This is a genomic window from Brasilonema angustatum, assembly GCF_059505445.1.
The window spans coordinates 27,709-49,539 of sequence record NZ_JCACKO010000029.1; the positions used below are offsets into that span (position 1 = coordinate 27,709).

Annotated in this window: 21 protein-coding genes and 2 pseudogenes; 8 read left to right on the top strand and 15 right to left on the bottom strand. The window is 41.9% G+C overall.

The window, feature by feature from the left end:
• Window positions 1–78: 78 nt before the first annotated feature.
• Window positions 79–690: pseudogene (locus AC5JM2_RS07345) on the top strand (IS1 family transposase); the annotation flags it as partial.
• Here AC5JM2_RS07345 and AC5JM2_RS07350 read toward each other — a convergent pair.
• The 4 genes and pseudogenes from AC5JM2_RS07350 to AC5JM2_RS07365 form a co-directional block, all read right to left on the bottom strand.
• Window positions 676–847 (bottom strand): annotated as a pseudogene (locus AC5JM2_RS07350) (IS1/IS1595 family N-terminal zinc-binding domain-containing protein); the annotation flags it as partial. The pseudogenes AC5JM2_RS07345 and AC5JM2_RS07350 overlap by 15 nt on opposite strands.
• Before the next feature lie 96 nt (window positions 848–943).
• Window positions 944–2,812, bottom strand: coding sequence for a GmrSD restriction endonuclease domain-containing protein (locus AC5JM2_RS07355; protein ID WP_495834243.1), 1,869 nt, complete (start codon window positions 2,810–2,812; stop codon window positions 944–946).
• A 97-nt stretch (window positions 2,813–2,909) separates the two neighbouring features.
• Window positions 2,910–3,224, bottom strand: a complete 315-nt coding sequence (locus tag AC5JM2_RS07360; protein ID WP_495834265.1) for a hypothetical protein — start codon at window positions 3,222–3,224, stop codon at window positions 2,910–2,912.
• 144 nt (window positions 3,225–3,368) lie between these two features.
• On the bottom strand, window positions 3,369–3,569 hold the full coding sequence (locus tag AC5JM2_RS07365; RefSeq protein WP_495834244.1) for a hypothetical protein: 201 nt from the start codon (window positions 3,567–3,569) through the stop codon (window positions 3,369–3,371).
• 723 nt (window positions 3,570–4,292) lie between these two features.
• Here AC5JM2_RS07365 and AC5JM2_RS07370 point away from each other — a divergent pair.
• Window positions 4,293–8,204 carry a hypothetical protein gene (locus tag AC5JM2_RS07370; protein WP_495834245.1) on the top strand — a complete coding sequence of 1,304 codons (3,912 nt, stop codon included), beginning with the start codon at window positions 4,293–4,295 and terminating at the stop codon, window positions 8,202–8,204.
• A gap of 321 nt (window positions 8,205–8,525) precedes the next feature.
• Here the strand turns inward: AC5JM2_RS07370 and AC5JM2_RS07375 are convergent, their stop codons facing one another.
• From AC5JM2_RS07375 to AC5JM2_RS07390, 4 genes are all read right to left on the bottom strand, one after another.
• Window positions 8,526–8,669 carry a hypothetical protein gene (locus tag AC5JM2_RS07375; protein WP_495834246.1) on the bottom strand — a complete coding sequence of 48 codons (144 nt, stop codon included), beginning with the start codon at window positions 8,667–8,669 and terminating at the stop codon, window positions 8,526–8,528.
• A 116-nt stretch (window positions 8,670–8,785) separates the two neighbouring features.
• The gene (locus AC5JM2_RS07380; RefSeq protein WP_495834247.1) at window positions 8,786–9,145 is read right to left on the bottom strand and encodes a transposase; all 360 of its coding nucleotides are present in this window, start codon (window positions 9,143–9,145) and stop codon (window positions 8,786–8,788) included.
• A gap of 17 nt (window positions 9,146–9,162) precedes the next feature.
• Entirely contained in the window at window positions 9,163–10,686 is a 1,524-nt protein-coding gene (gene xisF, locus AC5JM2_RS07385) for a fdxN element excision recombinase XisF (protein ID WP_495834248.1), read from the bottom strand.
• Window positions 10,687–10,980: 294 nt separating this feature from the next.
• On the bottom strand, window positions 10,981–11,841 hold the full coding sequence (locus tag AC5JM2_RS07390; RefSeq protein ID WP_495834249.1) for a hypothetical protein: 861 nt from the start codon (window positions 11,839–11,841) through the stop codon (window positions 10,981–10,983).
• A 586-nt stretch (window positions 11,842–12,427) separates the two neighbouring features.
• Here AC5JM2_RS07390 and AC5JM2_RS07395 point away from each other — a divergent pair.
• Both AC5JM2_RS07395 and AC5JM2_RS07400 read left to right on the top strand, forming a co-directional pair.
• Complete coding sequence (locus AC5JM2_RS07395) at window positions 12,428–12,577, top strand: hypothetical protein (RefSeq protein ID WP_495834250.1); 150 nt, start codon at window positions 12,428–12,430, stop codon at window positions 12,575–12,577.
• Between the two features lie 122 nt (window positions 12,578–12,699).
• Window positions 12,700–13,056 (top strand): HNH endonuclease, encoded by a 357-nt coding sequence (locus AC5JM2_RS07400; RefSeq protein ID WP_495834251.1) that lies wholly within the window; start codon window positions 12,700–12,702, stop codon window positions 13,054–13,056.
• Between the two features lie 287 nt (window positions 13,057–13,343).
• Here the strand turns inward: AC5JM2_RS07400 and AC5JM2_RS07405 are convergent, their stop codons facing one another.
• Both AC5JM2_RS07405 and AC5JM2_RS07410 read right to left on the bottom strand, forming a co-directional pair.
• Window positions 13,344–13,757: a putative toxin-antitoxin system toxin component, PIN family gene (locus AC5JM2_RS07405; RefSeq protein WP_495834252.1), complete on the bottom strand. Its 414-nt coding sequence runs from the start codon at window positions 13,755–13,757 to the stop codon at window positions 13,344–13,346.
• Window positions 13,754–13,993 carry a hypothetical protein gene (locus AC5JM2_RS07410; RefSeq protein WP_495834253.1) on the bottom strand — a complete coding sequence of 80 codons (240 nt, stop codon included), beginning with the start codon at window positions 13,991–13,993 and terminating at the stop codon, window positions 13,754–13,756. The genes AC5JM2_RS07405 and AC5JM2_RS07410 overlap by 4 nt, the downstream gene beginning before the upstream one ends.
• Before the next feature lie 362 nt (window positions 13,994–14,355).
• Between AC5JM2_RS07410 and AC5JM2_RS07415 the strand changes: the two genes are divergently transcribed.
• Together AC5JM2_RS07415 and AC5JM2_RS07420 are read left to right on the top strand one after the other, a co-directional pair.
• Window positions 14,356–14,961, top strand: a complete 606-nt coding sequence (locus AC5JM2_RS07415; RefSeq protein WP_495834254.1) for a hypothetical protein — start codon at window positions 14,356–14,358, stop codon at window positions 14,959–14,961.
• Window positions 14,962–15,384: 423 nt separating this feature from the next.
• On the top strand, window positions 15,385–16,233 hold the full coding sequence (locus AC5JM2_RS07420; RefSeq protein WP_495834255.1) for a tyrosine-type recombinase/integrase: 849 nt from the start codon (window positions 15,385–15,387) through the stop codon (window positions 16,231–16,233).
• A gap of 114 nt (window positions 16,234–16,347) precedes the next feature.
• Here AC5JM2_RS07420 and AC5JM2_RS07425 read toward each other — a convergent pair whose 3' ends face one another.
• On the bottom strand, window positions 16,348–16,500 hold the full coding sequence (locus tag AC5JM2_RS07425; protein ID WP_495834256.1) for a hypothetical protein: 153 nt from the start codon (window positions 16,498–16,500) through the stop codon (window positions 16,348–16,350).
• A 100-nt stretch (window positions 16,501–16,600) separates the two neighbouring features.
• Here AC5JM2_RS07425 and AC5JM2_RS07430 point away from each other — a divergent pair, with 100 nt between their 5' ends.
• On the top strand, window positions 16,601–16,783 hold the full coding sequence (locus AC5JM2_RS07430; protein WP_495834257.1) for a TRADD-N-associated membrane domain-containing protein: 183 nt from the start codon (window positions 16,601–16,603) through the stop codon (window positions 16,781–16,783).
• 9 nt (window positions 16,784–16,792) lie between these two features.
• Window positions 16,793–16,975: a hypothetical protein gene (locus AC5JM2_RS07435; RefSeq protein ID WP_495834258.1), complete on the top strand. Its 183-nt coding sequence runs from the start codon at window positions 16,793–16,795 to the stop codon at window positions 16,973–16,975.
• A 137-nt stretch (window positions 16,976–17,112) separates the two neighbouring features.
• Here the strand turns inward: AC5JM2_RS07435 and AC5JM2_RS07440 are convergent, their stop codons facing one another.
• From AC5JM2_RS07440 to AC5JM2_RS07455, 4 genes are all read right to left on the bottom strand, one after another.
• Window positions 17,113–17,457, bottom strand: coding sequence for a CopG family transcriptional regulator (locus AC5JM2_RS07440; protein WP_495834259.1), 345 nt, complete (start codon window positions 17,455–17,457; stop codon window positions 17,113–17,115).
• Window positions 17,454–18,104, bottom strand: coding sequence for an AAA family ATPase (locus tag AC5JM2_RS07445; RefSeq protein ID WP_495834260.1), 651 nt, complete (start codon window positions 18,102–18,104; stop codon window positions 17,454–17,456). The genes AC5JM2_RS07440 and AC5JM2_RS07445 overlap by 4 nt, the downstream gene beginning before the upstream one ends.
• 453 nt (window positions 18,105–18,557) lie before the next feature.
• Window positions 18,558–20,366 (bottom strand): ABC transporter ATP-binding protein/permease, encoded by a 1,809-nt coding sequence (locus tag AC5JM2_RS07450; RefSeq protein WP_495834261.1) that lies wholly within the window; start codon window positions 20,364–20,366, stop codon window positions 18,558–18,560.
• 611 nt (window positions 20,367–20,977) lie between these two features.
• The gene (locus AC5JM2_RS07455) at window positions 20,978–21,829 is read right to left on the bottom strand and encodes a methyltransferase (protein WP_495834262.1); all 852 of its coding nucleotides are present in this window, start codon (window positions 21,827–21,829) and stop codon (window positions 20,978–20,980) included.
• Window positions 21,830–21,831: the final 2 nt, after the last annotated feature.

Here is a 21,831-nt window from a genome sequence, read left to right on the forward strand (position 1 = left end):
AGAGCCTTTTTTCCTGTTAAGCGTTAAGCGTTAAGCGTTCCCTCCCTACGCAAACAATTTCACAAATCAAACCGGATTCCTATAGTTGAGCGGTTGCTGTTAGAAAAAATTTCGCTTGTAGGCATTGCCCGTGCCTTACAGATTTCAGAATTGTGGTTGCAACAATACGTCAATCAAAAGTCGAAGACGATGCCTCAGGAGGTACAAGTACGCCCAAAGCCGAAACGTCGCTTGACAGTTCAAATGGATGAGTTGTGGTCGTTTGTGGATCACAAAGGTAATGAACAATGGATCTGGCTGGCGATGGACGTTGGCACACGCGAGATCGTTGGTTGCTATATTGGCGATGCACATAAGGGAGCAACCATTGGTGATCGCAGTGGCAAATCGGCTCAGGCATTGTGGGACTCTTTACCCGCCGTGTATCGCCAGTGTGCCGTTTGTTATAGTGATTTCTGGGTGTCCTATCCTGTAGCGCTACCGAGCAAACGACATCGGGCAGTTGGTAAGGAAACAGGTTTAACAAGCTATGTTGAGCGATTTAACTGTACGTTAAGACAACGAGTCTCACGGTTAGTAAGAAAAACTTTGTCATTTTCCAAAAAGTCAGAGAATCACATTGGCGCGATTTGGAATTTCATCCATCACTACAATGCTTCTCTCCCAGCCAACTCATCCTTTCCTCTTTAGCACTACCCAGTCTTGTTTTATCTCATCTGAGTATCCTTTTGGTGGACTATAGGCATCAATAAATTGACGACCACATTTTACACAAATGTGATGCGTGCTTACCTCTTCGTTTACCGTTTTTTCTAATCTCAGTAGAATCATAGTATGGACAATACACAGTAGAACGCCGAAATTCATCCCTCTATTATGCAACGCCCGATTTCATTCTTAAAGCTTTATTTAGCGCAGCTGAATAAAGAATTGGTATAATCACTTAATACTTGGTAATGATTTCTGGATGTAGCCTGTAACCGTTCCCATTGCGTAAATTTCCATTTATATCCTCTATCGATTCAAGGCTTAAATTTTTGCCCATCGCTTTGCCAATGAGTTCCATTAACGCTTTTGCTCTTGCTTGGAAAAATGCTTCAAAGTCGTCATTGCGTAAAATTTCTAGTTTGATGCAATGCGAGCGCATTATTTCTTCCAAGCTAGCGGTCGCAGTTCCATGCAGCTCAAACTCTTTCAAGTAAGCCGAAGGTGCTTTACTACCAATTCTTTTATTAGTTTTAGCGCTTAATGGGGTGCGATTAACTAAGCAGTTATATTTTTTGGGATCAATGCCTTGTCTGCGACACCATGCGACGGGGAAGATATGATGTGAGTCGATTTGTTCTTCAAAATAAACAACGTCGTTAATTTCCTCGCCTGTGATCCAATCTACTGCACCTTCACGCCGTAGTAATGCCGCGAACCCCTGATAAACTGCACCAAGTCGCTTTCTGACGCTAAGAAGTCTTTCAAACGAGAAATTTGCTTGCGTGATGCCAAAAGGAACCGAACCACCTGAGAGCCATGCTGGTACTTCGACAATATCGCGTCCAGCTTGCGAATCGTGCCAGTGGGTATAAATTTCCCCAAACATCCCGCACCACAACCAACGCTCTAACATCGAACGTACTTGAAACGAACGAGAGCGATCGCCAATAATAGTCAAAATTGCGCTTAAGGCTACTAATTGGATGGGGTAAGCAATATCATTGGCATCAAAGATTTTTTGACCGCGTAGAAAACGAGCTGCTTCTTCAAAACCTTTGTTAACAGGATCAGCCCATGTTTGATATTCTTCTTTTGTTAGTTTTAATACTTCGGCACGACCGCAAGCGACACCAGGCAATTTATCTACATTCCAGCCTTGTTTAGCTGCTGAGATTCTGCGAGCGTAACCAGTTACTAAGGTTACAGCTTGCATAAAATCGGTACTACGGACTTGACGGAGAACTTTGAATGCCTGAAAGCGCCTTTCGCGCTGTTTCCAATCATCTCGAAGGCTAAAATCATCTGCACAGTAACTCGAACTCATTAAATCAAAGAAGTTGAGATCGCACCCAGCTGTATTTGTTTCCTCGAAAACTTGGCATACTGCCTCTTTCGGTAATGAATCGCGCAGTTGAATTACTGGTATTTGATAATGCTCAAATTTTTTGAGGACTTCTAATTCTAAAGTGTCAATTAGTTCGAGTTTTTGAGAGTCGTACTGCCAGTATTTAGAAAATTTGCTACGCCATTCAGAAAAAAAGAATACTTTGGATAACGGAAATAAAAGCGCTTCATACTCATTTTCTGGAGTCGAACAGTCGATAAAATCGCCGTTTCGAGTTCGCATAACTTTCGATTCGGGTAAAGCAATAATGGCGGTTTTGCGGTCGCACTCTGGTGAAAGGCATTTTTCAATATCCAGGTAATACCACTTTGTCGTTAATTTCTGGCTTTTGGGATCTTTGACGACGACGGGTTGCCCAGATAGCAGCACCATGAACGAAGTTGTTAGTCTTTGCTGTCCATCGAGTACTAGTAAATTTGGTGTTTGGGTTGCGGTAGTTGCGACACCATCAAGTAAACGCGGTTTAAATTGTTGGCGTGAAATACCTTGTTGGAGCATCATGACTGCACCAATAGGATAAGCCAGCGATATACTTGCTAGCAAACGGCGCACATGGGTATCATCCCAAATCCAATCTCGCTGAAAGTCTGGTAGTTGAATGCGTCCTATTTTTATATCCTTCATGACATCGAATAAGGGATATTTTGTAATATCAAATGTCGAAATCGAATCCATTTGGTGTTCTGCTGTTGTTGTCATCGCGCACGTCTAATAAACTTTCTGTATGCCAGCCTAAAAAACCCTTGTACTAACTACAAGGGTTTTTTCTAGTAATTGGTAGCGAGTAGCGACTAAATTATTCCTGGGGAAAACCTGAAGGTAAATTGATAATCCCTTGAGCAACAAGCTGTTTAAATTGGTTTATTAGATCCGCTTGCCGCAAAATTCGAGTAATGTATTTTGGTCGTAAGCAAAAATCTTTTCCCCAGTCTTTTACAGTTTTGGGACTCGTCCCCGTAGCTTGAGCAATCGCATTAATACAAGTTTTGCGATAATTACGTCCTGGTGAGTGAGTAACCCAGCGACGGCAATACTCCATCGGTTCCAGGGGCAACTGACAGAGGGTATCAATTTGATGTTTGTTGTGGTGGAATTGCCTCCCAGTTTGCATTTTGAGGATTCGTGACATGTGATGGTACAGCAACAGGAAATTGTGCAGGCATTAAGCTACTGCACGCAAAACCCATACTGCTAACCTCAACTTAAGAAATATCTGCCTATAATACAACTCTTTTAGTCACGAATCACGAGTAAATTATTCTTGAGGAAAGTCACCAGGTAAGACGATTTTTTTGATTTGGTTGAGCTGATCCGCCATTCGTAAAATATGCGCTACATAATTGGGTCGCTTTTCAAAGTTCGCTCCCCAATTGCCTATAGTCCTTGGACTCAGCCCAGTTGCTTCAGCGAGCGCGGCTATGCAGGCTTTTCTGTACCCCCGGTCATCAGGGGACATATCAATCCATCTTTTGCAATATTCTATCGGCTCCAAGGGCTTTTCACTAAGTGCGTCGATTCTATATTCAGCCTTTGGGGGAATGATGTCTATTATCCCGCGTGATTTGAGTCCTAACTTTACTCACGATTCATGACTAATTGAGTCAGCTGATGAAGTGACCGCTGCAATATTGCAGCTGAACAGATGTATCTTACGATTTTGAGAGCTTGGAGTTTCTGTTGTACCAAACAGTCGCCCATAACATTTATGAAGTGGAAACTCTATCACCAGCTTCATAATAAAAGAACAATGGGCAAGTGGAGCATCAAAGGAGATGCCGAAACCAAAGCCAAAACCACAGCAGTAGTTACTTAATGACATTCCTTTGCGTATTCCGAAAACTTCGTCTACAAAGTGATGTCAACTAAGTGGAAACACTCAAAAAGCAAAAATCCTCCCAAAAAGGAGGAAATTATTTAAAAAATGATCAGCAACGCAGATTTGTAGAGTATAAACTTAAAAAGGAGGCTCATCTTTTGCTGATTCGCCCCCGTTCGCTGAAAAAGTACCTTTCGGATACTTAAAAGCTTTTAAACATATATATCTTTCAGTTTAGCTAATTTTTTAAAAAATTATAACCCCGTAATTTTAAAAGATTAGTCAAGAAACAAAAAGCTTCAACGACGAAATCAGCAAAAAATAGAGCCTCCAACGTAAACGTAGGTTTTCTTGGAGGCTTTTATGGTTCGCATAACAAATTCTGAAACACAATTTGTATCATCAGATAATACAAAACGCCAAGCGACCCCTATTCCCAAAAAAACTCTCACTGGCGAAATAGCGTTTAAGATTTGGCTAAATCTAGCGTTTAAGGTTGGCGAAAAGATTTGGCTTAAATTTAGTCACAATCAGTTTTTAACTGGGACTATTAACCAATTAGGTAACTTCCCTATATGCGAGACGCGCGGATCTGGAACGAACCGAAGAAAGACAGCTTACCACGCAGATGCTTTTAAATTTTTATCTCAGCGCACGACTCAGCTAGATGGTGGTGCATTCTATATTCCTGGGAAACCGGGCGACTACCCACTCAAGGAATTCTGTCCAGCCTCGGATGATATCGGCGGTGAAATGGACGATGGTACAGCCCTTGAGCAGTGGGAACGCATTGAATTGCTAGTTCAACTGTCTGGGTTAACTCCGGGGTACATCATCGGGTCTGGTGGTAAATCTGCCCACCCCCACTGGAAGTTATCAACTACGGTTGATATTGCCCAAAGAACTTTCTTTGCTCGGATGTTAGCGATCGCACTGTTGGGTGATCCAGCCGTAACCAATCCCCACCAACCAATGAGGGTTCCTGGGTTTTATCGCAAGGAAAAAGGTAAAGAGCAAACTCTAGAATTTTACAGTGAAGCGCGTTATAGCCCAGAAGAATTTGAACAAGGGATGCAACGTTGCTTTGTTGCTTTAAACTTTACTTGGTATGACTCACTCAGCCAAGACCGCTGGCAAGAAGTACGTCGGGTTTTAAGCAGTAAGCTACCACGGGGGGAAAAGGAAATTAGCATTCGTCAGCTGCTAGCTCTGCCTGAAAGTGATTTACCAGAGAATGTACGTCGTCGCGAACTAACGGAAAAACGTAACCAACGGCAGTACAGACGCACCGTTACGGGATTTATCGGCGATACTGCCAACAGTTTGATCGATGCCGTTACCCAAACTTCAGAAAACCTAGGTGCTGATGCTTTTTACTGGACCGGACATAACTGGCAGTGGACGGGCAACAAGGCACGTGGTTGTTGTCCCTGGCATGAATCTACTACTGGTACAGCTGGATGGATTGCACCGCTACAAAATGGTAATGGGTGGGGCTTTGCTTGCCCGACTTGCACCGACAATAAGCAACTCAATGCTTTTGGCTATTGGTGGCATTTCAAGAATGGTATTAATGCACAATACCCCAAGGGTAAAGAATGGGCAGCAGCGGCGAAAGAGTTTTGTCAACAGGCTGGTGTAGATGTACCTGAGTTGCAAACTGCTTTTGCAAATGATTATAGTCGCAGAGATGCCCAGCAAGAGCAATTTGAAAAATGTTGCGCTCGCCACACCGAGCAACAACAAGAAGAATCATTAAAATCTTTCTTCATCAATGGTTTGGGTAGATTAAAAAAATATCTTAGTCGCACCCGTCCCTTTGTAGGTTTTGGTCCACAATCTGAGACCAAAATCAGCCCAGAGAAAGAAAATAATTCTGGGATTATTAAGTTTGCAGAAGGGCAACATCAACAAACTATAGAGAGCTTGGCACAGGAAGCCAAAGCATCTGGCAAGAAATTAATTATTCTTGACAACAGTTCTGGTGGTACTGGAAAATCCCATCTTGCAGGTGAGCTTACACCGCAGGGATTGGGAATAGACAAATTATTCTATACCAGCTCTACGCACCGGAATCCTACCGTTGCAAGCATTGAGCGGAATTATGCTGATCTACCTGTGCGTAACGATGGACTGTTCGCGGATGACAGCAAACGAACTCCTTTAAATAATCCTTCCGTCCGCTGGCCCCAAAAAGGAGAACAAGCAAATCTAGAAGGCAACTGCTTTAAAGCACCTTTATTTTACAAGTATGCGGAAAAAGGATACCGAACGGAAACTTCATTAGAAGCAGGAGAAAATCCGCTCTGCTTGAATTGTAAGCTGAGGATTTCCTGTATAGGCGCAGAAGAGACAGATGATGTAGTTCCTGGGAGTGGCTTTAGATGGGAGCGTAGAAGTGCACTTGCTTACAACATGATTCGATGCTCCTTGGATTCCTTGCCTGATATCGCTGAAATGCAGAAGCCTGTACCGGAGAAAAAAGAAGATTCAGATAACGAAGAGAATATCGAAGAAGAAGAAGACACAGGAAAAGACACAGGAGAAGCGCGGCGAATTGCGATCATTGTAGACGAATTGACGCAATTTCATTCACATGATTCGTTGGAAGCGTCGCTTAAAGATTTTGATACCACATGGATGTATTTACAAGGCAGGATGCATTCAGATGCGGATGAAGATTTAGCTGAAGCGCTAAAAACATTAGAACCAATTGTTTTCTTTTTGCGACAGATTTTAAACGGAGAAGAAAAAACAGACTCAGATACCCGCAACGGTTGGTCAGAGGCGATTCTGCGAGAAAAGCTAGGTGAACTACTGATTTCAGAAATTCAGCAAGCCTTAGAAACCATTCGCCGGTTCACACCCAAACTAGAAGAATTGTTAAAAGAAGCCGACAGCGTATCCCAAGACAGCATGGCACGGAGCGATCGCAAAGGAAGTGCTGCATCTCTAAAATACGTTCGTAACGTAATGCAGAAAGAAGCAGATAAGGAGAATCGGGATGCGATCGCGAACATGCCATCAAACTGGCTGGTTCCTTTGTTGGAAATTTTGCTAGGGGAGCAAGATGGCTCTTTCCGCATCCAGTGGGGTAAATTAATCATCTATACAAACAACGACCGTCACCGCGATCATCTGAAGCAAGCTGATTTTACCTTAATTTTGGACGGCACGGAAAACAGAAAATCGGTAGCACAGAAGCTTAAATGTGATCCAAGTGAGATTGTTGTTATCCAACAGAAAGTCAGACCTTATAAGAACTTAGTAATTACTCAAGTTACTGGCTTTGGCTTGTTAGGGGCTGACAGAAGCGCTAGCGCCCAGAAACGTGTAAATGCCTTAACAGCAGGCATAGAAAGGAAACATGAATCTGTAGGGGTTATAGATCATAAAGGTGCTCTAGATGAGGAATCCGAAGCCGGATACTGGTTCAAGGACAACCGAGGAAGTAATAGATTTCAAGAGAATTCGGCACTTGTGAGTTTTGGAACACCTTTCCAGAATATTGGACACTTACAAATGCTATACACTACGTTGACAGGCGATCGCAATCCGGATAGAGGTAATGCCAATTTTGATGCTTTTGTGCAAGAACACGTACAAAATGAAATGCAACAAGCTGGCTGGCGTCTCAGGAGCACCAGACGCCCGGATGAGCAGCTGTACTGGTACATTGCTAGTGATGCCGATCTATCTTATCTGAAAGATAAATTTCCTGGTGCAGAATTTGAAACGAAACCAGCATTTCAGATTACTCCAGATGCAGGTAGTGCCAGTGAACGTATCCACTGGTCAATTCTGCAAGCCTTCAAAGTTTTGGATGAGGCAAAGCAGAAAGTCACCACTGGTGCTCTAGCCAAAATTGTTGGTTGTCACAGAAGCAGGATATCTCAAATTGCTAACGAGGTTGCAGGTGGGTTTGACAGCTTCCGAAAAGTGTTAATTCACCTATTAAGTACTTTATATAGGGGAGTTAACACTTTGGGAGAGCCGCTAACTGAGGATGAGCAGTTTGCCGCCAAGACGTACTTACCCTTGTTACTGGAAGAAGATACGCCTGACCCAACTGACTTGGTAAATGAAGCGGTTGCGATCGCCTCAAGTCTTGGGTGGAAATCATTTGCTCGCGTTCTCGCTGCACTGGACCCGCACCATAGATCAACTTTGCTTGGTAACATGCTTATCTTCTTGCCGGAAGAATGGCAGCAGGAACTGCTAGAAATTCCGATTCAGGCGATACGCTCTGCGTCAGCCCAAAGGGCTATCGCCTAAAGAGAAGAACCGAGTTTAGCATCCATGCTTGAATAAATTGGTCAACCGTCAAACGACGATCTGAGTCACGGGGTCTAACACGAAAAAATTGGAATCGAATTTGCCGCAAAAAATTGGCAGCCTTAATACAACGAGTACTCGTCTTGGAACACAGATAACCAATCACATTGGCTGCCAATTTTTCAGGACTAGGCTCCGTGGGGCTTAATACGATACGCGTCTTGTCCCCCCGATCAATCAGAGGGCTTGTAGCAAAGCGGTTCCTCTTAGGAACTAGCCTGCCCAATTTTTAGGGGCGGCACGTTTTGGGTAAGAATCTTCTTACCCAAAAGCTGCCGCTGACTTTGCGTCACCAACCCGCAACCTTAATACACGGTTGACCGGGCGAATGACTGGAGAAATGAGCCGTCGCATTTGGGTCAAAAAAATCAGCCAGCCCTTGTTTTTGTTGATCTGTGTTGTCATCTCATGTACTCGAAGTATTCGGGCTGGCTGATTTCTCTACGTGTAAGACCCCCTGTAAAAACTAGTTTTGGAGATGGAACTAGAGTTACAGCTGCCGGATTTTCGTGCATCGTTTTCTAGAACGGTAATTTGAGGTTTTGTAACTCAATTAAACTCAATTTACGTAAATCATCCACCTTCTGCTTGACAATTTCCAAAAACTCTTTAAACTGAGGGCAAGACTGACACTTTAATTGATTTCCTGGAATCAAGCAATCACATTCGAGCAGAGGTCTTTGTTTGAAATTGCGGTGGCAGTTTTTACAGAAATATCGTTGTACGCCACCACAATGGCCATTTTTCCCTATCATTGTGGAATTGCATTTTGGGCATTCCATTCCATAAGTTTGGGGTTTTACTTGCCATGACTGCAACGCTTGTTGCATAGCTACTTCACATCTGCGCTTGTTTAAGTCAAAACTTTCCTGAGTATTCATAGTTATAAGTTACAGATTTAAATTTTCAAAATGACTTCTTCAACATCTGCATTGCGGATAGTTATCCGATGCACAATCTGGTGATAAATTTTTACCTTGTCGTCGGGAGATAGAGTATGCCAGATAGCTAAGTTATTACCTGCACGAATAATTTCTTCGGGGCTTTTATTTTGGGTAGAGTCAAAGAGGAATGGGTTAATTTCCGATGCAATAAGCTGACGAGTCTTCTCTTTAAGGTTTTCCAAATCAGGATCAAACCCTGGAATTTTTTCTAGAGCCTCTAAGCGAGACTCCAACGACTTTAACTTCTCTGACTTTGACTGCGATTGGGCCAACTGTTTGTCGTCAGAGCTAGCTAGAATTTGGGAGCGTTGCACTAAAGTCTTGATCAGAGCAGACTCAATATTTGATTTGCGGGTAGATTTCGGATTTCCACATCCCATTCCTGCATATCTACAAGCAAAGTAGTAATACTTTCCTCCCTTATGAGTAGCACTTTTAGTAATGCACTTTGATCCACACTCAGCGCAAAAAACTAGACCTGTCTGATAAGCATATTCTCGGTAACAAACAGGGTTATTGGGGTCTTGATTAAAGCTAAAATGTCCAGTTTTCGAGTTAAATTTGAGAATTTGTTGAATCTCTGCTGCTTCGGCATCGGTGATGAGCCTATGCTCTGGATGAGTATCATGGATTATTTCCCAGTTTTCAGGCTTATTTCTCTTTCTTTTTCGTTTGCTAATAGTAATGCGTTGGAGATAAGCGGTATGCCCACACAACACAGGATTGGTTAACCAGTGATTGAAGCCTGTAGGGGTCCAATGAAATATGCCATCCCGGCTATTTCTATTGTCACTTCTTTTGATGATTCCATATGTATTGAATATAGCTTTTAAACCTCGACTAACTCCTCGATGCTTAAAAAATATGTCAAGACAACTTTTGGCTACCTCTGAGATAGTCTGACCAGGAAGTTTTGTCAAATCTGATTCATTATACAAGTCTAGATAATTGTCTGGTCTCGCTGAGAGCAGACAAAGAAATGGACGAGTATCTAGTTGATATTTATCATTAACTATTTGGTAACCCCAAGGATAGGATTCATTAGCTGCTTGTTTATTCCTACGATGTTGTTTACCATGCCTGACTCGCTCTGATAAAAGGTCCGTTTCCCATTCGGCGAGCGAACCCAAGACATTTACCATCAACTTGCCTTGAGATGTACTCAAGTCAATTTGCTGATCCAAAATTCGGAGATTCACACCAGAAGAGTTATAAGTATCAATACATTCTCGCAATTTTGGCAACGACCTAGCTTTTCGGTCAATTCTGGTAATGACAACTTCGTCTATTTGTCGAGAACGTACTAGGTTCATTAGTTTTTTTAGTGCAGGCCTATCATCATTGCTACCTGATTGAATATCTTGAAAAATTTCAGTTGCACCGGCTGCTTTTAGTCTTGCTATTTGCTGTTCTAAGGCTTGAGAGTCTACGGCTTGCTCACGAGAAGAGACTCTCGCATAGCCTACAGTTCTTTTCATTTTTCAGTGAAAACCTCAATAATTACATCAATTTCTCTAATAATTTTATCAATGTTTTGTGCATATCCACTCCCCGCTGGATATGCACAAAAACGAGCAAACTAAACGGGGCTTTTTGACAAGAAAATCGAGCATTTTTCATATTTCAATTAACCTGTTATTCAAGGAGAACAACATGAAAATACTAATAATTAGTACCCCATAGCTGCAATATAAATAATTTTTTCTGCACTAAAACTAGTATCTCAGAACGTCAAGTCAAGTGCAGCTTTTGTGCAGCTAAATAGCTAATTGTTACTTTTCTTTACAAAAACCCTTTTTGGACTTAGAGCGCTTTTGACTTTTGCCTCGCTTACCCTTTCCACCCACAAATAGATCGCCTGATTTTTCTAAAGTAGCCACTTGTAAATTGGGATTATTGCGGATGCTTCTGATGGTGCGTTTCCGAATTTTGATGTAATTGGAGTAGATAATGTGACAAAATTCAGTATCAAGTTGTGCAATTTTTTCAGCGTGTATTCTAATAGCTTCTTCTGTAGAGTCCCAGGTTTGAATTTCATTTGGCTCAAAGGCAGAAGCATCAGCAAAGCGTCGTGATGGAATAGAATTAAAGTCTGAGCTGATTTGCTTTGACATGGCATCACAGGATTGATGTTTTCCTCTTTGAGGGGTTGTTCCTAAGATTCCTGTGCTTTGAAAAGTATTTTCCAGTCGTTCAAACTCACAGCTAAACCAAATTTCAGCAGCCAAAAGAGATGCTATTGAGTCTTTCCATCCAAATTGGTCTCGCTGAAAAATTTCTTCGCAGAGATTTAGCAAAGCCCAAGACTCTTCAGCATGGGGTTTATAATCAAACTCCCAGCCAAGATCTAACTCTGGTGGGTCAGTCGTCAGGCTATCATTGGCATTGCATACAAAGTGAACTATCCACTTCTTGATAGCTTTAAAAGCATCTCGATGAGATCTGAGTAATACTCCTAAATTTCCCTCCTCAAGCTCTGCGCTTAAAATTCCATTAGCCTTGAGGACAAAATCTGGTAGAAGTCCAAAAGCTTGAATATAGTCGTTTCGATTTGGCCGTTCTTTACCCTCTATTTTCAATCTTTGGATTGTTAGATTGTATCTACTCGGTTTTGATTGTTCTATCTTCTTCATTATCGAACTAATTTATTTGAGAGTGTTGCATTATATTGGACTTTAGACTAAAACGCCCATAGGGCACCGCGAGTTTCTTTGTAAGGCACGTTTCTGGGGGAAGCTTCCCCCAGAAAGCTGCCGCCCCAATGCGTCACACCCCCATCAAACTGCGATCACTCTTTTTTGGGTTGTGTTGCAAAAACCGACGCTTTCATGAAAACCCTGTTCCCGGATTTCTCACTACGATATAAACCTGTAATACGCTGTATGTGAAGTTGCATAGAATAGATGGAGTTTATGTTATTGTCTCTTATGGCTCGTCGTTTGCAGGTCGTGATTGAAGAAAGCGTAGAATTTTTAAAAAAACAACTAAAACAGACTCGTACTGCACTAGATTTTTTCTTTTGGTACTTTTCTTTTTGGTAGGTTAGAACTGGTTTTTTGGGGATTCACTGGATTGGTTCATTGGCTGTGATCCACGAACCACGAGTGTGCTTTGGCTGTTGGAGTAGTTAGCTTAAGGCGCTCTAACCTCTCAGAAGTAGTCCAGGTAACATCGTCATAGTAACCATAGAGTAAAGCCACTGGTATTGGGCATATAAATATGAAGAGAAAAACCCCGCAGCTAAAAGCGCTAATGGCTTTGTCACTTTGGCTGTTAGCGTTCCTTCGTCGGCAGGTGACGGGCGATCGCGTATGCGATCTTAAGCGTTGGACAATCTCAGATATACTGCAATTCATCAAAAGCTGTTAACAGGTTTTAGTTCTGGGGGAAAGTCAGCTTATAAGCGTACGCTATCTACAGATGAACTTGGATAAATCTTTTGCACCAAATAAACATTAAAATCCTAGAAGCCACGCTTTCTTTAACTGATAATGAAGTTCAAGTACTTGCTTTACCCAGACAATTGGTCAGAAATTGCTGCTGAAGTTAAACAAGAAGCTCTTTGGCGCTGTCAAAAATGCGGGTTGAAGTGTATTGCTCCAGGTGAGAACACATCACATCTAACACGCTCAGAACGGATGGCGTACACGCTCCAAGTACATCATTGGAACCGGAACCCAGCCGATAACAGAAAAAGTAATTTGGTTGCTTTGTGCAGTGCGTGTCATCTTTTTTACCACCAAGGCGGTAAGTCTAATGTCTCGCCAGGGTTGGGCAAACCCAGCCTACGGCTCGCTACGCTAACGACAAAAATGGACAACCCTTGTATTTTGGCGGCCAGAAGTTAACTCGTTTTACCCAAGAACGCAGGCTAGGCCGCAAAGTCTGCCGGGGGAAACTTCCCCCGGCGAGCTTTGCGCCAAAATACACCCAGATCTTGAGTTTTACGAGTAGACATTGTGTAGGGTTGTCCATTTTTGTCTATGGAAAATGAAGCGGCAGTTGTCTTTATGGTGAATAGATGTAAATTGCCTGTGTCACGAAATTTAAAAACTCGCGTCGTTATGACGCTCGCTCTTTGTGGGGTATATCTACGCAAAGAGCACAATCGCAAGGCAGAACAAAGTAAATTAACTTACCCCCTTACATCACAAACTAGCTTTTTAAATAAAGATACGGAAACAATAGCTGTCTTGACCAAACTTTGAGCTGAATTAAAATCAGAATCACCCGTAACTAAAAAATCTGCCTCTGCTGCTATAGCACAAGCCAAAAACTTTGCATCCTTTCTGTCTTGTGGAAAATCAATTTCTACATTAACCGAAATGAGTGTCGTCAAATTATCAAGAATTTCAAACCACTCCGAGCGGATTTGGGAAGTCAATTTGAATTTAGAGCGACTCAAAACCTCCTTATATTCTGTTAAAATTTCTTCAGACACAATCCACTCACAATCTGGATTGTCAACAACAAATTGAATAACTGCTCTTGGTTCTCTCCCCCTAAGTACAGCAGAAACTAAAACATTCGTATCAATAATAATCTTCATTCGCCCCGACGGTAAGCCTCAACTTCTGCTGCTATATCTTCTGATGTAATCTCTTGTACTCCTGGAAGTGACTGCGTTCTATCAAATAAATCTCTCATTTTTTGACTCATTGCAGACCTTTCATTATCTTCTGCTAAGATAATGACTTCTACTCGCTGTCCTCGCTGAAAGGGTAAATTCGATAAAACAACATTATTTGGGTCTTCAATCGTGACGTATATTTTGTAAGCGTTCATTGTTACTTAATCCTTATCATTTGAAATCATTGCTCACAAATTGACTCTATCTTTGAATTACCTGACTGTAAAAACATTAGATACTCATACTTTTAAATCAAGAGTAATATTTACGTTTAGCTTAACGAAAATATAACAATATTACCATTAACTTTTCCCATCGTCTTAAATACCAAATACTGCTTTTTTAGAGGTTCTCTAATCTACTGTTTGTAGCTAACCATCATAAACGCCATGCCCAAGATAGTAAACCGCGCCACCGCACATCCGAATCGTTGATAACCTCTTTTTCAGTTCTGAGAGAAACGTACCTCAAAATAGCTGTACAATTTCTACACGCTGGCACATACACAAGTATAGACATGACACGATTGGAGCGGGAATCAATCAACTTCAAACTCCCCAAACCCTTAGCAGGAGCGCTACGCAAAGTAGCAAGAGAACGTAAAACCACCGCAACTGATTTAGTTATTCAAGGGCTGCATCACATTTTAGGGGATGTACCAGGTACAGAATTGAGTGTAGAAACTCGTCTTGCCCAACTTGAGGAAGAGTTTTTGCACATTCGTTCTAGTCCCGATGCGAAAAACACAAACCCCCGTCATGAAGAAAGACTAACCAACTTGGAGGGAAAACTTGATGCGTTAGCGAAGCTTTCCGAAGGATTCGCAAACCGACTAGCGCAGTTTGAAGGAGCATTAATGCAAATGCAACACAACCTCAATGCATCCAAATCGCGCTATAAATCTGGTGGCTACCCCTATCAGCACAACTCCCAACCACCTCAACTCCAACCCTTTAGCGAACAAAACCTAGCATTGCGACTCAATACTACTGTCTCGACGCTCCAGGAAAAACGTGCAGTCCTTTCGCAGAAAGATTTTGAACTTTGGACTCGTTCGCGCGACTCCAGTCAATATGCGTGGCGATTTAACTCAAAAGATGGGCTGTATCATCCAGTTAAGTGAGTGTGATTACACCCAGTTCTGGGGTTGGGCCACAACGATTGAAAAATCTGCCAGCCACAGGAATTATCGCCCATGTATAAATACTCATTATCTCAGAAAAATCTACGTTTGGGGCATCTTAGCGCCGACGCATTGTCCCCTAAAATTTTGGCAGCCAATGTGATTGTTGATCGGTGGGGCAAGACGAGTACTCGTAGTAATAAGGCTGCCAAAATTTTTACGTGTAAGACCCCCGCCCAGGTCGTTGGCGCTAAACCAACTAATTAGTAATGAGGCTGGCAGATTTTTCCGGTTTTAATGAAGCGGGAAAAAATGGAAAGCATTTATTGTGGAGACATTAATTTTCAAGCGCTTACGCGACTTTTCTTCAATTCGTCCGCTGTGTGCGGTTTAATGGAGAAGGATTCAACATAAGAGTACACAATGTTGAATAACTCTTCCACGCTCACTAACTCTGAACTTGTTGACCTTTGGTTACACGGCAAAAGTCTCAACACTGTTGACGGCTACCGTCGCTATGCAGAACGGTTCTTTGTTCATGTGAATCATAAACTGCTAGCAGATTGCACTTTGATGGATATCCAAATGTGGACGATGACACTTCATTGTTCTGAGAATTCCAAGCGGGTGGCTGTGGGTGCAATTAAGAGTCTGTTTTCCTTTGCTAAACAGCTAGGAGTGATATCGGCTAATTTAGGAGTGTTAGTTAAGTCACCCAAGGCAAAGAACAGATTGGCAGAGCGAATTTTAACTGAAGACTGTGTACATTTACTGATAAAATCTACCACCAATCCACGTGACCGTGCTATCATCCGCTTACTTTACTTTGCTGGGTTACGGGTATCAGAATTGTGTCATCTCAAGTGGCGTGACCTCAAGGCGCGTGGGGATGGGGGACAGATAACAGTATTTGGTAAAGGTGAGAAAACTAGGACTGTGCTAGTGGGGAAAGGTATTTGGCGAGAGATTAATGAGTTAAAAGGCTATGCTCGTAAGGATGACCCTGTGTTTGTTTCGAGTAAAGGTGGTCACTTGTGTCGGTCGATGATATTTCATATTGTAAAGAATACGGCGAAACGTGCTGGACTTGAGGGTAATGTGTCGCCCCACTGGTTAAGACATAGCCATGCTTCCCACAGTCTTGATAGAGGAGCGCCGATACATTTGTTGCAAAAGACACTGGGTCATAGTTCGGTGGCGATTACTGAGATGTATTTGCACGCTCGACCTACTGATAGTAGTGGGTTGTATTTGGCGGATGAGGATGAGTGATGAGTTGTGAGGGGGGGTGCGATACGCGCCCGGGCGTCTGCACTCTGTGCAATCGCAGAGCGCCATCGCATCCCTGGCAAATTTTCAGAAATTGCATCTACAACACATTCTTTGTTACAAACAAGGTGGATCATCAATTGATACAAGCTCAAGTAAATGCCCTTGCCCTTGATTCCACTTTGATAAAGTCACAAACACTCCTGCTACTGAAACAGAAGTAGGTTTAAACAGCAGCGCCATCGTAAAGTCAAGCTCAAATAACACCATAGTAGTTAATGCTAGTCATGACGATATTGCAATACAGTGGTTTCAAGAGCGTCGTCGCCAAGCCAAGGCAAGCTTCAACGCTACCGTCAGTTTATGGACATTGACAGCTACCTTCAGCATTGGGGTTGCTATATCAGTTTGTATGGGGAACTTACCCGCAGCAGTAGCTACAACAGCTGTGGGACTTACCACTGGAGTTGCCACTACTCGCTTGTTCAAGCTCTCGGATGATGCCAACAAAAGACTGGATGCAACTGCGAAGGAGCTTTTAGATGACGAGTAAATAGGGTTTGTGCAGCGGTTCGCCAATGAACTGCTGCTCTCACGAGATAGCTTTTCTGGTGTCGGTGATTGCGCTCTAGAGCGTGATCGCTCAGAGAAGCCAACTCACTCCACTAAAAAACCCGGTCAAGATAACCGGGGTTTAGTGGGGCAATATCCCCGAAGGTTTGTTATAGAAGTTAGTTATAAATAAGTAATCTAACTAAGACTACAACCAGAGCGTTGTCAATTTCGGAAAACTGTCATCCAGTTCTAAAAATTTCCTCACATCGAAACTTCGATGTGAGGAAATACTTCATCATTTACTTACTGCATTACTGCATTACTGCATTATTCGTCTACTTCCTTAAGTGCTTCATCTAGTAGAAACCGCACAATCTCAGCCTTTTTCCTGCCCGTCTTCGCCGCTAGCACAGATAGCTTGCGGTGCATCGACTCAGGTAAATCTACAGTTAATCGTACTGTTGCTTCTTTAGGAGTCGTCGGCTGAAGTTGAGACATGAGATTAGATTTCGTTGGTTGAGTGGATGTAGGTTCTGCAGCTGGTTTTGTCACTGGCACAGTTTCCTGTTCTGGTTTTGGGGATTGGGAGTCTTGAGGTTCTGACTGGGACTTACCATAAACAAACTCACTCGCCAGGGCATCATCGAGGGACTTTCGCTTCTTGGTACTCATGGCACCATCCCCATAATTTCTTTGAACAGTCGCTCATACTCGCGTGCAGATTCAGTCGCTGGACGACCTGATAAATCCCAAATTGTTGCGGCTTGACCAAAAGTGTCTGCGATCGCTTGTTTATTGTGAATCACTGTCTTGAGCACCGTCACTTCTTTTGTTTTAGATAACAGTGCGATCGCTTCATCTAGTAGCTTTGTCCCTTTAACGGCACGGCTGATGAATATAACCGCTTTAGGTAAACCACCGCGCACAGATTGAGCTTGCTTGATTAACCGCACAGAATCAGAAGCCGATTGCAGGTCTAAACCTGTTGGCTGACAGGGAACGACAGCCAAATCAGCCCGAAACAAAATCGCCCTGGTGGACTCAGTTAGCCCAGCAGGTCCATCCACAATCAGATAATCACACTGCTTGGCTAACTCTGGAATTTGTTCTAGTAGTTCATCAGGTGATTGCAGTACAGTAGCTGGAATTGGGTTATCTTCCATCGAAGTCAGCCAAATTGAACTGCTGCGTTGAGCGTCAGCATCTAAAAGCTGAACCTTATGACCTTTTTTAATTAGCCAGCAGCTCATGTGAACAGCAGATGTGGACTTGCCACACCCCCCCTTTTGATTCAAAAATCCTATCACTGTGCCCATCATTCCTTCCTTGCTCAAGCAATGACTGTTGTACTCAATTACTTACTGCGTTACTGCATTGATGCAGTAAGTAAAACTGGAAAGTCGCTCTGTTGTTGTATAAGTTTTCAGCAAGCAGATTCTAACTGCGCCCATCATTTCTTCTCTTACTCAAGTAATAATTTATATACTCAATTACTTACTGAATTACTGCATTGCTGCATTAATGTTATTAATTCCTGTGGGCGCACAATCGTAATGCTTGACGTAACGTACCAAAGTACCAAATCCTTATCGAGTGGGAGAAGTCTTAAGGTTTGTTGTGAAAGATAATCCAGAATTGGATGTAGCGATCGCATAATTCATATTGTGATTCAGCAACACCGTTTTTTCCTTACCCAGTCAAGCATTAATTCCTCTCACCCTTCAAAAATGAGCGAATGTACAGTATAAAGTGGGGCTATGCACTACCTACGCTTATAGGGAATCTTCTGGCGGTTCGGGAGTAGTGACAATTTCTTTTGCTTTTCGCAGCTGATAATCCTGTACAGTCACAAGTTGCCAACTGGAATCAGGTGAAAGCTCCAGAACCCATTGATGATAATTAAATAGACTTTCCCGATGTCCAACACTGATAAACGTTGTTTTCGTTGATTGTAACTGTTGATATAAATTCCCTTCATTTTTCAAATCCAAAGCACTCGTTGCTTCATCTAATATAGTAAAGCTAGGACAAGTAACTAATAGTCGTCCGAAAGCTAGCCGTTGTTGTTCCCCCAAAGATAATATGTTCTCCCAAGGAATTTCTGTATCAAAACCATTGACGCGACTTAGCAAGTTTTGCAGGTTGACTTGTTGCAAAACTTCTTTAAGTTCTGCGTCGGTCATTTGACGATTCGTATTAGGATAGAGTAACTGTTCGCGCAAAGTTCCTAAGATTATATAAGGACGTTGGGGCAAAAATAAGACGGATTCTAGCGGCGGTCGCATCAGACGACCAGTACCTGCATTCCACAAACCAGCGATCGCTCGTAGGAGAGAACTTTTGCCTATACCACTCGGTCCAACAATCAGTAAACCCTCTCCAGGTTGAACTGATAGCGATAAATCTTCAACGATCACTTGTTCATAGTTAGGCGTTTGTAAAGTTACATTCTCAAAAGCGAGATGATTTTCTTCTATTGTTTTAATAGTACTAACGTTTTCTGGTTGTTTAGTAACAGCTTCTAAGGCATTTGAAAACTCAGCTAAACGTTCAGCGTAACTGGAAAAGCGTCCGGAAGTTCCAAATTCATTGATTAATTCTGCTAGAGCATTAGCAAATAGATTGCAGGCTATAGCCGCTTGAGTAACTTCTCCAAATTCCATTTCGCCTCTTAGCTCTAACGGCCCAAGTACTATAAATGGAAATATTTGGATAGCCGCCTGATATCCTCTCTTAAAAAAGTCTTGATTTCTCTCCCAATTTATTTTACTTTGAGCATTTTTTACCAGGTGACTAAATTTTCGTTGAATGATATTTGATTCTTGGCTTTCTCCTTGGAAAAAGGCTATAGACTCAGCATGATTGCGAACATGAGTCAGGCAATAATTATAATCTGCTTTAGATTCGAGTTCAGATTGATTAATCTTAATCAATTCTTTATTTAAGTAAATAGCAATTAAATTTCCTATGATAGTATAAGTAATTAAAATTACTGCAACTTGCTGAGAAATTGACCAAAGAACTATTAAAAAAGCTGTCATTTCCAGCACTTTCTCAAGGAAAGTAGCTGAAAAGCTTAGAGCATTGCTGGCAAGCGGTTCTATTTCTTGTGATAGACGTTGATCTGGATTATCTATATCAGACTTGAAATTGATTTTATAATAGGCTCGATAACTTAAATATTTTGATATAATTTGATTATTTAGCCATTGATACCAATCAAGAGCAATTTGCTTTCTGAGAAATTTAGAAAATCCTATCAATAGTGTTACTAAGAATAGGGCAACGCCGTAAAGGGCTAACATTTTAAAAAACTTATCTATATCTTTCTCTCCAATAATAATATCGAGTAAATAGCGATTAATGAAGCTATTAAAAACAGTTGCACCTACAAGTGCAATTATTAATAAGATCAACATAAAGAGCATTCCCCATGATCGAATCACGTCTGAAAATGCTCTTCCCTCTGGCTTTGTTGGATACCAGTAAGGACCTGCGATCGCTTTTACATTCTCCCAAAATTGAGTAAAAGCTGAAGAAGTATTTGTTGAAGGTTGATTGCGAAAAACTTGGCTTTGCATATTCTAAAAATAAACCTGAAATCTTTTGTAACCAAATCCAATACTTAAAAAAAATAAGTAAAAATTATTTTAGATGATGATAAACTATCTTTACACTTATTAAAATCTTCATCCCTTATGATATCAGATCCGTTAACATCGGACTAATAAAAATGGAGTTAGAGGTCATTAATGATAGTAAGTAATAGCTTGAATTAAAGACTGCTGTTATAAAAGGACAATAAGAGCGTCGGTATAAAACCCCCTCTAAGTCCTTAAGTTGATCAAAAGAACGATTTGCAATTGGTTTGTTAACTAATGACCACAAGCGTTCAGCAGCCTGTAATTCAGGTAAGTAAGAAGCCAAATACTCGCTTGTGCAAACTTTTTTACTACCCAATTTATATAAGCCATATTTTAAATGGGAACTCTTAACGGGCAACAGGGGAATCCCCATAATAAAAATTAGGGGATTTGAACAAAGACCATTTTTTCTTGCGCCAAATCGATGAAAAAAATAAAAGTATTTATTTCATCGATTTGGAGGCTTGGAACCCAATATTCGGGCAGGTTTTTTCTTACTGTTCCCTGTTTCCTGTTACTAGTTGCCTGCCTGAAGGGCATGGTCATTTTCACAAAGGATTTAACCAAGCTTCATACGCTAGAGTCGTCTCCGTAACAGTGAGCGATCGCTCACCCTGCCTGTAATGAAGTACGCAAAGATACAAGTGAGAAACATCATTATCTTGTGCCATTTTTTTTATTTCTTCTACTTGTTTTCGAGTCGCCTGTTCGTTTTCAACATATCTGTCTACAAACTCACCAAATTTGATTGAAATCGGATTCACTTTGATTTTTGTCTCCCCCTTTAAGTACTTTTGAGCCATATCCATCAGCATGAATGGTTCTTGGGCATTTCCGGGAGCAAAGGTAACAATCTGCCCATGACCTGCTGCTGTCAGATGATCATCGAGTTCTTTGAGTATTGCTTCTACAAAATCAAGCCCCCAGATGCCAGCAGCAGAATGCAGATAGTGACTCATTCCCTGTGGTGTCGGCTCGAAAGGTGGATTAGAGATCATATAATCAAAGCGATCGCCACGTACTGGTTTCCAGATGTCGCTCACATCGCCATCCCTAATTTCGATCTTGCCTTCTAGACCGTTAGCGAGAATGTTGAAGCCAGCATAGTTCTTCGCGCGTGGATTGATTTCAAGAGCAGTGACATGAATTGCCCCTGCTCTAAGTGCACCAATAGATAATACGCCCGATCCAAGGCCGATTTCCAGCACCCGTGCATCAGCAATCTTTTCCTCTATAATTTCATCAAGAAAGAACTGCTGCTCAGGATGTAAAGGAAAGACTTGATCTGGCTGTTGGTAGCTGACTAGATCGGTAGCAACTGTGTATTCTCCTGTGAGCTTTGAGGAAATGGCGCTGATGCGCTGATTACGAAAGTTTGAGTTGATTAATTCGCCGATCATCG

Excerpts from the sequence above, each read along its gene's own strand:
- AC5JM2_RS07450 (WP_495834261.1), bottom strand. The coding sequence starts at position 20,366 with ATGCAAAGCCAAGTTTTTCGCAATCAACCTTCAACAAATACTTCTTCA.
- AC5JM2_RS07355 (WP_495834243.1), bottom strand. The coding sequence starts at position 2,812 with ATGACAACAACAGCAGAACACCAAATGGATTCGATTTCGACATTTGAT.
- AC5JM2_RS07445 (WP_495834260.1), bottom strand. The coding sequence starts at position 18,104 with ATGATGGGCACAGTGATAGGATTTTTGAATCAAAAGGGGGGGTGTGGC.
- AC5JM2_RS07375 (WP_495834246.1), bottom strand. The coding sequence starts at position 8,669 with ATGACAACACAGATCAACAAAAACAAGGGCTGGCTGATTTTTTTGACC.
- AC5JM2_RS07410 (WP_495834253.1), bottom strand. The coding sequence starts at position 13,993 with ATGAACGCTTACAAAATATACGTCACGATTGAAGACCCAAATAATGTT.
- AC5JM2_RS07415 (WP_495834254.1), top strand. The coding sequence starts at position 14,356 with ATGACACGATTGGAGCGGGAATCAATCAACTTCAAACTCCCCAAACCC.
- AC5JM2_RS07455 (WP_495834262.1), bottom strand. The coding sequence starts at position 21,829 with ATGATCGGCGAATTAATCAACTCAAACTTTCGTAATCAGCGCATCAGC.
- AC5JM2_RS07390 (WP_495834249.1), bottom strand. The coding sequence starts at position 11,841 with ATGAAGAAGATAGAACAATCAAAACCGAGTAGATACAATCTAACAATC.
- AC5JM2_RS07395 (WP_495834250.1), top strand. The coding sequence starts at position 12,428 with ATGAAGAGAAAAACCCCGCAGCTAAAAGCGCTAATGGCTTTGTCACTT.
- AC5JM2_RS07380 (WP_495834247.1), bottom strand. The coding sequence starts at position 9,145 with ATGAATACTCAGGAAAGTTTTGACTTAAACAAGCGCAGATGTGAAGTA.
- AC5JM2_RS07420 (WP_495834255.1), top strand. The coding sequence starts at position 15,385 with ATGTTGAATAACTCTTCCACGCTCACTAACTCTGAACTTGTTGACCTT.
- AC5JM2_RS07360 (WP_495834265.1), bottom strand. The coding sequence starts at position 3,224 with ATGCAAACTGGGAGGCAATTCCACCACAACAAACATCAAATTGATACC.
- AC5JM2_RS07405 (WP_495834252.1), bottom strand. The coding sequence starts at position 13,757 with ATGAAGATTATTATTGATACGAATGTTTTAGTTTCTGCTGTACTTAGG.
- AC5JM2_RS07425 (WP_495834256.1), bottom strand. The coding sequence starts at position 16,500 with ATGGTGTTATTTGAGCTTGACTTTACGATGGCGCTGCTGTTTAAACCT.
- AC5JM2_RS07440 (WP_495834259.1), bottom strand. The coding sequence starts at position 17,457 with ATGAGTACCAAGAAGCGAAAGTCCCTCGATGATGCCCTGGCGAGTGAG.
- AC5JM2_RS07400 (WP_495834251.1), top strand. The coding sequence starts at position 12,700 with ATGAAGTTCAAGTACTTGCTTTACCCAGACAATTGGTCAGAAATTGCT.
- xisF (WP_495834248.1), bottom strand. The coding sequence starts at position 10,686 with ATGAAAAGAACTGTAGGCTATGCGAGAGTCTCTTCTCGTGAGCAAGCC.
- AC5JM2_RS07365 (WP_495834244.1), bottom strand. The coding sequence starts at position 3,569 with ATGTCCCCTGATGACCGGGGGTACAGAAAAGCCTGCATAGCCGCGCTC.
- AC5JM2_RS07370 (WP_495834245.1), top strand. The coding sequence starts at position 4,293 with ATGGTTCGCATAACAAATTCTGAAACACAATTTGTATCATCAGATAAT.